Origin of the sequence: Clostridium pasteurianum BC1 (assembly GCF_000389635.1) — a bacterium.
Taxonomy (GTDB): Bacteria; Bacillota; Clostridia; order Clostridiales; family Clostridiaceae; genus Clostridium_I; species Clostridium_I pasteurianum_A.
Window position 1 is genome coordinate 3,112,754 of the sequence record NC_021182.1, and the last position, 11,868, is coordinate 3,124,621.

The window sequence follows — 11,868 nt, forward strand, 5'->3', positions numbered from 1 at the left end:
TTTTTAATTATACATCTCCAAGGAAATAACTAAGCAATATGCTGGTGCATTTACCCTTTTATTTATTTTCCCTATATTTCTTTAAAAACTTCTTCCAATATTTCAAAAGCATCATCAATATCCTTCTTTTCCACATTTAAAGGAGGTAATATTCTCACTACATCAGCTCCTGCTGTAATAAGCAAAAGTCCTTTTTCAAAACATTTGTTGATAATACTCTTAGTATCTATACTTAATTGTATACCTATAAGAAGACCCATACCTCTTATTTCCCTTATACAATTATATCTTTCCTGAAGCTTAACCAATTTAGATTTTATATATTCTCCCTTTTCGTCTACAGAGTCTATAATCTTACCATCAATAAGTTCATTTAAAATGCAAAGGCCTATAGCTGTACCCATTGGATTTCCGCCAAAGGTGTTGCCATGATCACCAGGTACAAAAGCAGAAGCTGCCTTTTCCTTAGCGAGTACTGCACCAATTGGGAAACCACCACCAAGAGCCTTTGCAATACATATAACATCAGGAACAACTCCAAATTTTTGATATGCAAAAAGCTTTCCACTTCTTCCAACACCACACTGTACTTCATCAAAGACCAATAATGCATTGTGATTGTCACATAAGTCTCTAAGGAGCTGCAAGTATTCTTTATGAGCACATATTATTCCACCCTCACCCTGTATTGGTTCTACTATAACTGCACAGGTATTGTCACTAATTGCGCTCTTAATCTCTTCCATATCATTAAATTGTACACTTTTAACATTTCCTATTAAGGGCTTAAATTGTTTCTGATATTTAGGCTGACCAGTTACTGATAGTGATCCCATAGTACGTCCATGAAAAGAATTATCCATGTATATTATTTCACTCTTATCATCTGTTCCAACCATTCTCCCATACTTTCTTGAAAGCTTTAATGCAGTTTCAATGGATTCCGTTCCGCTGTTACAGAAAAAAACCTTCTGATGATCAGTATTTTCACATAATTTTTCAGCTAAATCCATTGCATTTTGATTCCAATAATAGTTAGAGATATGCATAAGCTTTTCAGCCTGATTTTTTATTGTGTTTACAATTTTATCATTGGCATGACCAAGACAATTAACTGCTACACCAGAAACAAAGTCTATGTACTCTTTGCCTTTGGAGTCAAAAAGTCTTGCTCCCTTACCCTTCTCAAAAGTTACATCAAATCTTCCATAAGTATTCATTATATTGCCTTTTGACATTGATTATCCCCCTCTTTTTCCTCTATTATTGTACCACAGTTACTAAATATATTATTAATAAGGCAGTGCTCTTTTCTTCCATCAATTAAATGTACATTATGAGTACCATTTTTTATAGCTTCCATACAACACTCCATTTTAGGTATCATACCTCCGCTTATTATCCCATCTCTTATATAATCATGTATTTTATCTAAGGTTAAATATTCTATAAGACTATTCTTATTATTTATATCCTCATATACGCCTTCTACATCTGTTAATATAATAAGCTTATCAGCCTTAATTGCTGAGCTTATAAAGGAAGCTGCATAATCTGCATTTATATTATATTTATTTCCATCTTTATCATATCCTACAGGAGAAACAACAGGTACTTGGCCTGACTTTATTAAGCTTATAAGCATAGTTTCATTTATATTAACAACTTCTCCTACAAAACCTATATCAATTTTTTCTCCATTATCATATATATATTTTTTTCGTGCCTCTATTAACTTACTGTCTATTCCACTTACTCCTATGGCATTTAATCCCCTTAAACTTAAGTTAAGTGATATATCCTTATTTACCATTCCACACAATACCATTTGAACTATTTCCATTACATTTTCGTCAGTGACTCTAAGACCATTCACAAATTTACTTTCAATGCCAGTTTTGTTAAGCCATTTGGATATAAGAGGACCCCCTCCATGAACAATAACTATATTCACTCCATACTGTCTCATAGTGGCTACATCGTTTAAAAATGCATTTTTGGCTTCTTCATTTTTCATTATACTTCCGCCATATTTTATTACAAATGTTTTTCCCTTTAAACTGCTTAGTGCAGGCAAAGGCTCTAAAGAAACTGCTCCTTCTTCATCTTTCATATTAAAGCACCTACCTTATTTTTTTACATGTATAATTATACACACTTAAATATAATTATTCAATATTTTCAATAAAAATTATGTTTTTTTATTGAATAACATATATATATTATGTATAATCAGTTTAAAAGTCAATATAAATTGGAGTGATAATATGATAAAAGCAGGAATAATTGGATCTACAGGTTATTCAGGAGAAGAGCTTACTGGATTACTATATAAACATCCACAGGTAGAAATTGATTTTTTATGCTCTCACAGCTATGTAAATGAACGCTTTAGCAATTTGTATGGTAATCTGAAAAGATTTGTAGATGAAAAATGTGTAAGTGACGAAGAGGCTTTTAAAAGAATCAAAGACATAGACATATTATTCACCGCGCTGCCCTCTGGAAAAGCTTTGGAATTTGGAAAAGCAGCTATGGAAAGTGAAATTAAATTTATAGATATAGGATCAGACTTCAGACTTAAAACTACAGAACTTTATAAAGAATGGTATAATCTTGAGCATAATTATGCTGCACTTTTAGAAAAAGCTGTGTATGGTTTACCTGAATTAAATAGATCAAAAATAAAGGAAGCTGAACTTATTGCTAATCCAGGGTGTTATCCTACGGCCAGCACATTAGCTCTTGCTCCTCTTGTAAAGAATAATATTATAGATACCACTAGTATCATTATAGACGCCAAATCAGGAGTCTCAGGAGCTGGGAGAAAGGCTTCCATAGCCAACCTATTTGTAGAGTGCAATGACTCTGTAAAAGCTTATGGTGTAACTACCCATAGACATACCCCTGAAATTGAACAGAATCTATCAGAACTATCCTCAGAAGAAATAAAATTAACCTTTACTCCACATTTGATTCCCATGAGCAGAGGTATTCTTTCTGTGTGTTATGGAAAGCTAACAAATGAAACAGATTCTGAAAAGCTGATGGATTTATATAGAGATTTTTATAAAAATGAATACTTTGTAAGAGTAATTGACGAACTGCCTGAAACAAGATGGGTTAAAGGTTCTAATTTCTGCGATATAAGCTTAAGAGTAGACACACGAACAAATAGAGTTATAGTTGTTTCTGCTATAGACAACCTAGTGAAGGGCGCTGCTGGTCAGGCTGTTCAAAACATGAATCTTATGTTTGGTTTGAAAGAAAATACTGCACTGGAAAACACCCCAATTTTTCCTTAATAATTTATCTAAGCTGAGTGGGAATACAAACTTATATTCAAAAAGTATATTTATCCAGTATGAATGTACATAATAAAATCTTTCAGTATAAAGATTAAGCAATTTGTTAATGGGCATTAAGGCACATTCAAATAAATAACTATTGTAAAAGATTCTTTATTTCTTTGAGTTGCCTTACTAATATAGAAAGAAGGCTATTATATGGATTTAATAAAAATATTAGAAAATAAAACGATAACTGATGTACCATACTTTAAAGCATCCGGTATTCATTGTGGATTAAAAAAAGTGAAAAAGGATTTATGTGTTATATATAGTGAAAAAAAAGCTGTAGCTGCAGCAACCTTCACTAAAAATAAAGTGAAAGCTGCACCAATACTTTTGAATATGAAATTCATAGAGAACGAAAATACTCAAGCTATTGTCGTTAACAGCGGAAATGCCAATGCCTGCACTGGTGAAGATGGTTATTCCGATGCTCTTTCTATGGCTGAAACAACTTCACAGGCTCTAGGATTGTCTCCGGAAGAAGTTATTGTAGCTTCAACTGGTGTAATCGGAGTTCCCATGCCTATGGATACAATAACTTCAGGAATTGGAATGGCTTGTGAGGCTCTATCCTATGAAGGTGGCGAAGATGCCGCTAAAGCTATTATGACCACGGATACAACCGAGAAAATAATTACGGTGGAATTCAATCTTGGGTCTAAGGCGGCTAAAATTAGTGCTATGGCAAAAGGTTCTGGTATGATACATCCCAATATGGGAACTATGCTAAGTTTTTTGGCAACGGATGCCAACATCTCAAAAGCAATGCTAAATAAGGCATTAAAGGAAAGTGTTGAAGACTCTTATAATATGGTATCTGTAGATGGAGACACCAGCACTAATGATATGGTGGTAATACTTGCTAATGGAGCCTGTGAAAATACTCTTATTGACACTGAAGATGAGAATTATAATATTTTTAAAAAGGCTCTTCATTTCGTAAATGTGGAGATTGCAAAGATGATTGCAGGAGATGGGGAAGGTGCTACAAAATTAATTGAAACTAATGTCTATAATGCACGTTCTTTAAAGGATGCTAAAATCTGTGCAAAGGCTGTTATAACTTCAAGCCTTGTAAAAGCTGCTTTTTTTGGTGCTGATGCTAACTGGGGAAGAATCATATGCGCCTTAGGCTACAGTGGTGCAGAACTTGACGTAAATGAAATCAACATATTCTTTAGCAACAGTGTTGGCAAGATTCAAATATGCCAAAAGGGTGGTAATATAGATTTTGATGAAACCGCAGCAAAGAAAATATTAGAGCAGGAAAAAATAACTGTTACCATAGATTTAAATGACGGTAACTATAATGCTACTGCTTGGGGCTGCGATTTAACTTATGATTACGTTAAAATAAATGGTTCTTACAGAAGCTAGGAATCTAAGTATTATATAAGAAGATGGCGAACTAAAATCGGAAAAATTGCACCCTTGGGGAGTGTAAATATTACCATTTATTAGTTCGCTCTTTCTCACTATTCCGTATTAATCAAATCCCCATCCTATCAAATATTGAATCTCTTCATAAAATTATTTATAGTTGAAACTAAAATTATCACTGCCCTATTTCCCTTGTCTATATCCTCTAAGATACTTGTACCATTGCAATATTGAATAAACTCAAAAATACTCCAGTTTATCCATGGTTTATTTATATCTACTTTAAAATCGTTTTTCCTTTGAGGAAAAATAAGCCTTAACTCCTCATAATTACTGTCTTCATATCTCATATCGGAACTGTATTTATATATGAACTCGCAAGCTTTTTTATAAGCTGCATACTTTTTATCTTGATTACATTTTACCCAGGCAATTATTAACATAGCTCTTACAAATAAATCTTTTTCCTTTAATCTTTCAATTAGGCCCATAACCTTATTTTCGCTGCAAAGCCTATATAGAAAAAAAATTTTAACTTTTAGATCCAAGCCACTCCATTTTTTAAGTAGTTTGTTTTCTTCTAAATAAAATAATATATTTATTTTTTCCTCTATATCTAGAAATTTAAATACATTATCCCTCTCCTTAAATTCCAGATCCATAGACTCCAAAATTCTTCTCTTTTCTTCTTTATCCAAATTTAAAATTTTAGGAAATAATACCTCTATATCTGAAGCATCAGCATCTTTAAAAAAACTTACTATGATCGGCATATAATATTCTTTTCTACTGCTGAAAACACATGTTTTAATAAGAGTCCCTTCCTTTTCATTTTTTAGTAATTTTACTTTGAGAGCCTGTTCCATATTATTTTTATAATTAACTCCAATTTCAAATGATACAACTGTACCAGGAGTAAGTAATTTAGCTTTACAATGCAAATGATTTCTATTTACATATAAATCTGGCTGATTGTCCCTAAGTATATATCCAAAATCATTTAACTTATGAATTCTAGGGTTAAATCCACCAAACCACTTAATTATACCTACTTCTCTCATAAGTTTCATCTCCCGTTCATAAATATTAAACATTTATCTGCTGGCTATCCCCTCTAATACTCCCATGGCACTCTGTGAAAGTTGGAGTAAAGGGTGGCTACGTCCCTGGATAACGATTTACCCTAAAGGATAACAATTTCTAAGTATCAAAAATACTGATACTTAGAACTCTGTTTATAACTATACAAATTCTCTGGCATTATTAATTATTTTTCTCATATCACCTATCATATATAATGAACCAGAAACTAAAAGTAAGTCGCCATTTTTACAATATCCTTTAGCCTTAATAAAGGCTTCTTTGTAGTCATCAAAACTTTCACAATTAGAATTAAACCTTTTTACAATCTTAGCTAAATCTTTAGATATTTCGGCCCTGTCACTATTTGGAGTTACTGCTATGATATACTTAGCTTTAGGTGCAATAATTTTTACCATAGCTTCTACTTGCTTATCAGCTAGTATTCCTAAAATAAGAACAATATTATTATATTTAAAATATTTATCAACACTTTCACTTAAATTTTTTATTCCATCTATATTATGTGCACCATCTAATACTACCAATGGAGAATCTGATAAAACTTCTAGTCTTCCCCTCCAAATAACACTCTTTAAGGCTCTTTCAATGCATGCTTTTGTTACATTAATACCTTTATCTTTAAGCTCTTCTATGCAGTGAATAGCTGTACTGCAATTTAAAAGCTGATACTTTCCTAAAAGTGATAATTTTATATTATAAATATCCTTTGAAGTTTTAACTCTAATTTGTTGATAATATTTTGATTCTTCCTGTGATTTAAATGTATTTATAAATTCTGCAGACTCTCTTGAGACACTAATAATCTTGGAATTATGTTTAGCACAAGTTTCTCTTATTACAACTTCACACTCAGCCTCTTGAGGATATAGAATAACCGGTACATTATTTTTAATAATCCCTGCTTTTTCATGAGCTATTTCAGTTAATGTATTACCTAATATATTCATGTGATCATAGCTTATAGAGGTTATAACACTGACTAAAGGTGTAATAACATTAGTAGAATCTAATCTCCCACCAAGACCCACTTCTATAACCGCATAATCTACTTGTTTTTTGTAAAAATACAAAAATGCTGTACAGGTTATTATTTCAAATTCTGTAGGATGCTCATATCCTAATTTTATCACTTCATTCACAGCTGTAGACAGCTCTGTTACCACTTCACAAAGTTCTTCTTTAGGTATATTCTTTTCGTCTATACGTATTCTTTCTTCAAATTCCTCTATAAAAGGGGATGTATACATGCCTACTTTATATCCAGCTTCTATAAGAATTTTAGACACCATAGCTGTAGTAGAGCCTTTTCCATTAGTCCCTGCAATATGAATACATTTTAATTTTTCTTCTGGATTTCCTAAAAGTTCAAGTATTTTCTTAGTTCTAGATAATCCATAATTACTGCCAAATTTAGCTGTATTCTTTATGTAATCCATAGTTTCTTTATAGTCCATTTTCTCTTGAGCTCCTTCATTCTTAAACAAAGTATTATACTTATCTCATTATAGTTTAACAATATTGCACATCAGCGTCAATGCATAGTGTCAGCTGTTTAAATAATATTATATGCGGTCTATACTATATACATTTAACACTGCAAAGTTTAGCTGCTAACAGCTACACATACTCGGATAATTCATCTAAACTTAGTGAGAGTACAGACTCCTACTAAGTAAGATTCATTGGTAAATATGCTGCTTAATTCAATAACACATTTTAAAGTAAAAGAGATATAAGGCATATTCAAATAAATAACTAGTCAGTATGCTAGTCTATTTTGAATCCTACTACGTCAACAGAACCCTCAGATAGCTCACTATCCTCGGAACCCGTTTCCTTGTATGATTAAAAATATCCGTCGCATCTTTGACTTACTATTTATTTTCATATGCCTAACATAGAAGTACTGAATTCTAAATTATATCTCTTTTGCCTAATACTATTGCTATTTTACCAATTAATCCTGATTAGTTTAAATTTCAGACTAATTACTTTTTAAGCTATCAAGTCTTTCCAGTACAGCTTTTAACATTTCATTGTACTTGTCTCCTTTAGCTCTCTCCTCTTCTATTACGGCAGCAGGAGCCTTAGAAACAAAGCCTTTATTTGAAAGTTTCTTTTCTACTCTTTCTATTTCTTTTTTCAATCTTATACTTTCCTTATTTAATCTTTCAAGTTCTTTGTCTAAATCAATAAGGTCAAGCAATGGAATAAATATTTCTCCACCTTTTGTTATAACAGAAACTGCATTACTATCTACCGTATTCTTGTTAGAAATAAACTCTATGCTGCTTGCAGAAGCTAATTTTTCAAAATATATACTTCCTGCTTCAAAGGCGTTCTTACTTTCTTCATTGGCCAAAATAATAAGCTTTGCCTTTCTTGAAGGTGGTACATTCATCTCTGCTCTTACATTTCTAAGAGCTTTTATAGCTTCTATTATATAACTCATATCTGTTTCTGCCTTTGCATCATAAAGTTTTTCACTGTATTCAGGCCATTTGGATATAGATATAGATTTATATTCTCCATCTAAATGTTGATATATTTCTTCAGTTATATAAGGCATTACAGGATGAAGAAGTTGAAGTCCAATAGTTAATACTTTATTAAGTACATTGAAAACTACTCCCTTTGCCTCTTCATCTTCGCCATACATGACAGGTTTTACAATTTCAATATACCAATCGCAGAATTCTGTCCACATGAAATCATATACCTTTTGTGATGCAATTCCAAGCTCAAATTTTTCAATATTCTCTGTAACTTCTTTAGCTACAGTATTTGCCCTTGATAATATCCATCTATCTCCAAGACTATATTCTTCACAGTTCTCGTATTTTTTCATAATATCTTCATCTAAATTCATAAGGACAAATCTAGATGCATTCCATATTTTGTTTGCAAAATTTCTTGCAGCCTCTACCTTTTCTGTTTTATATCTTAAATCATTTCCAGGGGCATTGCCTGTTATGAGAGTAAATCTTAGTGCATCTGCTCCAAAGGTATCTATTACTTCTAGTGGATCAACTCCATTACCTAAGGACTTAGACATCTTCCTTCCCTCTGCATCTCTTACCAGCCCATGAATTAATACGTGCTCAAAGGGAGTTTCTCCCATGTTATGAATACCTGAGAAAATCATCCTCGCAACCCAGAAGAATATTATGTCGTAACCTGTTACCAGGGTATTAGTTGGATAAAAATATTTAAGATCTTCAGTATTTTCTGGCCATCCTAGTGTAGAAAAAGGCCATAATGCTGAACTGAACCAGGTATCAAGTACGTCTTCATCTTGCTTTAGATTAGTACTTCCACATTTTGTGCATTTACCTGGATCCTGTGATGCTACAATTACTTCGCCGCAATCTTCACAATACCAAACAGGAATTCTGTGTCCCCACCAAAGCTGCCTTGATATACACCAGTCCTGAATATTTTCCATCCAATTAAAATAAGTCTTATCAAAGCGCTCAGGAACAAATTTAGTTTTGCCATTTTTAACATCTTCAATAGCTGGTTTAGCTAAGGATTCCATCTTAACATACCACTGCTTAGAAATCATAGGTTCAATAGTATTACCACATCTGTCATGAGTACTTACATTATGAGTGTGCTCTTTTACCTTTACAAGGAAACCCTGCTCTTCTAAGTCCTTTGCTATTTCTTTTCTGGCATCATATCTGTCTAAGCCAGAATATCTTCCATATCCCTTTACAATAGTTCCATCATTATTCAGGATAATTATTTCAGGTAAGTTATGTCTCTTTCCAACCTGATAATCGTTTGGATCATGGGCTGGAGTAATTTTAACTGCTCCTGTTCCAAATTCCATATCTACATATTCATCTGCAACTATTGGAATTTCTCTATTTACTAATGGAAGCATAAGAGTTTTTCCTACAAGATGAGCATATCTTTCGTCCTTTGGATTTACAGCTACAGCAGTATCACCAAGTAGAGTTTCTGGCCTTGTAGTAGCTATTTCCAATGACTCATTGCCGCCGATTACAGGATATTTTATATGCCAAAAATGCCCGTTTTGTTCAACATACTCTATTTCAGCATCAGAAAGAGCAGTTTGACATTTAGGACACCAATTTGTAATTCTGTTTCCTTGGTATATTAGTCCTTCATTATATAATTTTACGAATACTTCTCTTACTGCCTTACTTAATTTTTCATCCATAGTAAAGCTCTCTCTTGTAAAATCAGCAGATACTCCCATCTTTTTCAGTTGTCCTCTTATTCTAGCTCTATAAGTATCTGTCCACTGCCAAACTCTCTCAAGGAAGGCTTCTCTGCCCATCTCCTTTTTTTTGAGACCCTCTTTTAAAAGTTCCTTTTCAACTTTTACTTCAGTAGCTATACTGGCATGATCTTGCCCTGGAATCCATAGCGTACAATAACCCTGCATTCTTCTTGTTCTTATCAAAAAATCCTGAAGTGCATTATCTAGAGCATGCCCGAGATGAAGCTGTCCTGTAATATTAGGTGGCGGCATTATTATCGTATAAGGCTTTTTACTTTTATCAACCTTTGGAGTAAAAAATCCCTCTTCTTCCCACCATTTATATAATCTATCTTCGAATTCTTTTGGATCATAAGTTGTTGCGATATTCTTAGAATTATCCATTTTTTAGTCTCCTTATTAATTTATATTATAATTCAATAGATTTACCTCTTTAGTAATTATTTATTTCTTATTTATTATAAAACCATATAACCTATCTTCCTTTTATTATCCACTCTTAAGCCTATTCTAAGTAATAGTTAATTGATATACAAATTTTAATTATAAATAGCTCAATAATATTTTTGTATCTTTGAATTTTTATAACTATTAATAGCTGTTTAGTAGTATAAATTAGGCATTTGAAAATAAATAATAAGTCAAAGATGTCTTATAAAATAAAAAAGCACAGACATCCACAAAGGACGACTGCGCGCGTTACCACCTTTTTTCCTACAAACAAAATTCTTAATATTTTCACTGAATTTTGTAATTCATTATCTATTGCTATTAATTATAGTCATTAGATAACATATAGGCTCTTAATAGAATATCGGTTAAGATTACCGTCTTTACCTACTAATATTTCAGTAAAGAAACTCCGAAGCTACCTTCAAAGTAAAAAGTACAGAAAATCTTTCAGCCTATGAATTTTCTTCTCTAAGCACCTTTTATCTTTTACTCCTCTTCATCAACGTGTAAATATATTATTAATTAATATTATAAATAAAACTTGTAATATGTCAAGGAAATTTTCTAATAACTTTAATGAATAATTTAATATTTTTAACACTTTTTTATATATTTAATATACTACTATAGACATAGTATATTACTTAAAAATTTTATTGCATACTTTTTTAAGCAAGCAACGTTACTAAACTTTATGAAAACTATGAGTATAACATGGGCGTAATGTAAAAGAGGTGTCAGCATGAGAAAAAAAAGAAATTTACAAAAAGATAATAAATCAGTAATTATAAAACTAGATGAGTGCAAATATATTGGAGGAAGTTATAATTCTTCAGTATATCTTATGAAGGATAACAGAGTGGTAAAAATTTACAAAGATCCTTTAGACTGTAAAAGACAATATGAATTATTAAAAGCCACTGCCGTTAGTAATTTCTTTCCTAAAATATATAATTTCTGTGGTCACTACATCATAAGAGAATATGTTGAAGGAATTAGTATAACAAAATATATAAACGAAAATAAATTTGACCATAAAGCTGCTTTAAAGTTAATAAAATTTTTCGAAAAATTAGATGTTAACAAGATTTTAAGCTTAGACATAAAATTTGAGGACATTTTTGTAAAAAAAGATAATGAATTTATATTGATAGACATATCCAGCAATCAGTTAAAAGAAGATACTTTATATAAAATATTAAAAACACTAAAAACTTTAAATGTCCTAGACTTATTTCTATTTGAACTAAAAAACTATAATATTAATCTATACAGTAAATGGACAAAGTAAAATATTATTTTAGAAATTAAAAGAGAGAGTTGAAT

The 11,868-nt window shown here is 31.6% G+C and carries 8 protein-coding genes; 3 read left to right on the forward strand and 5 right to left on the reverse strand.

Annotated elements, in window-relative coordinates; translation table 11 throughout:
- Nucleotides 1-71: 71 nt before the first annotated feature.
- Both CLOPA_RS14700 and argB read right to left on the reverse strand, forming a co-directional pair.
- A complete protein-coding gene (locus CLOPA_RS14700) occupies nucleotides 72-1,238 on the reverse strand; it encodes an aspartate aminotransferase family protein (protein ID WP_015616223.1) in 1,167 nt (388 codons plus the stop codon).
- Complete coding sequence (argB, locus tag CLOPA_RS14705) at nucleotides 1,220-2,113, reverse strand: acetylglutamate kinase (protein WP_015616224.1); 894 nt, start codon at nucleotides 2,111-2,113, stop codon at nucleotides 1,220-1,222. The genes CLOPA_RS14700 and argB overlap by 19 nt, the downstream gene beginning before the upstream one ends.
- 154 nt (nucleotides 2,114-2,267) lie before the next feature.
- Here argB and argC point away from each other — a divergent pair, with 154 nt between their 5' ends.
- Both argC and argJ read left to right on the forward strand, forming a co-directional pair.
- Entirely contained in the window at nucleotides 2,268-3,305 is a 1,038-nt protein-coding gene (gene argC, locus CLOPA_RS14710) for an N-acetyl-gamma-glutamyl-phosphate reductase (protein WP_015616225.1), read from the forward strand.
- Nucleotides 3,306-3,506: 201 nt separating this feature from the next.
- Nucleotides 3,507-4,730, forward strand: a complete 1,224-nt coding sequence (gene argJ, locus CLOPA_RS14715) for a bifunctional glutamate N-acetyltransferase/amino-acid acetyltransferase ArgJ (RefSeq protein WP_015616226.1) — start codon at nucleotides 3,507-3,509, stop codon at nucleotides 4,728-4,730.
- 128 nt (nucleotides 4,731-4,858) lie between these two features.
- Here the strand turns inward: argJ and CLOPA_RS14720 are convergent, their stop codons facing one another.
- From CLOPA_RS14720 to CLOPA_RS14730, 3 genes are all read right to left on the reverse strand, one after another.
- Nucleotides 4,859-5,794, reverse strand: coding sequence for a hypothetical protein (locus CLOPA_RS14720; protein WP_015616227.1), 936 nt, complete (start codon nucleotides 5,792-5,794; stop codon nucleotides 4,859-4,861).
- 180 nt (nucleotides 5,795-5,974) lie between these two features.
- Entirely contained in the window at nucleotides 5,975-7,291 is a 1,317-nt protein-coding gene (locus tag CLOPA_RS14725) for a bifunctional folylpolyglutamate synthase/dihydrofolate synthase (RefSeq protein ID WP_015616228.1), read from the reverse strand.
- 530 nt (nucleotides 7,292-7,821) lie between these two features.
- Nucleotides 7,822-10,473: a valine--tRNA ligase gene (locus CLOPA_RS14730; RefSeq protein ID WP_015616229.1), complete on the reverse strand. Its 2,652-nt coding sequence runs from the start codon at nucleotides 10,471-10,473 to the stop codon at nucleotides 7,822-7,824.
- Nucleotides 10,474-11,284: 811 nt separating this feature from the next.
- On the opposite strand from CLOPA_RS14730, the gene CLOPA_RS14735 reads away from it, so the two are divergent.
- A complete protein-coding gene (locus tag CLOPA_RS14735) occupies nucleotides 11,285-11,833 on the forward strand; it encodes a hypothetical protein (RefSeq protein ID WP_015616230.1) in 549 nt (182 codons plus the stop codon).
- The last annotated feature ends 35 nt before the right edge of the window (nucleotides 11,834-11,868 follow it).

Excerpts from the sequence above, each read along its gene's own strand:
- CLOPA_RS14730 (WP_015616229.1), bottom strand. The coding sequence starts at position 10,473 with ATGGATAATTCTAAGAATATCGCAACAACTTATGATCCAAAAGAATTC.
- CLOPA_RS14720 (WP_015616227.1), bottom strand. The coding sequence starts at position 5,794 with ATGAGAGAAGTAGGTATAATTAAGTGGTTTGGTGGATTTAACCCTAGA.
- CLOPA_RS14700 (WP_015616223.1), bottom strand. The coding sequence starts at position 1,238 with ATGTCAAAAGGCAATATAATGAATACTTATGGAAGATTTGATGTAACT.
- CLOPA_RS14735 (WP_015616230.1), top strand. The coding sequence starts at position 11,285 with ATGAGAAAAAAAAGAAATTTACAAAAAGATAATAAATCAGTAATTATA.
- argJ (WP_015616226.1), top strand. The coding sequence starts at position 3,507 with ATGGATTTAATAAAAATATTAGAAAATAAAACGATAACTGATGTACCA.
- CLOPA_RS14725 (WP_015616228.1), bottom strand. The coding sequence starts at position 7,291 with ATGGACTATAAAGAAACTATGGATTACATAAAGAATACAGCTAAATTT.
- argC (WP_015616225.1), top strand. The coding sequence starts at position 2,268 with ATGATAAAAGCAGGAATAATTGGATCTACAGGTTATTCAGGAGAAGAG.
- argB (WP_015616224.1), bottom strand. The coding sequence starts at position 2,113 with ATGAAAGATGAAGAAGGAGCAGTTTCTTTAGAGCCTTTGCCTGCACTA.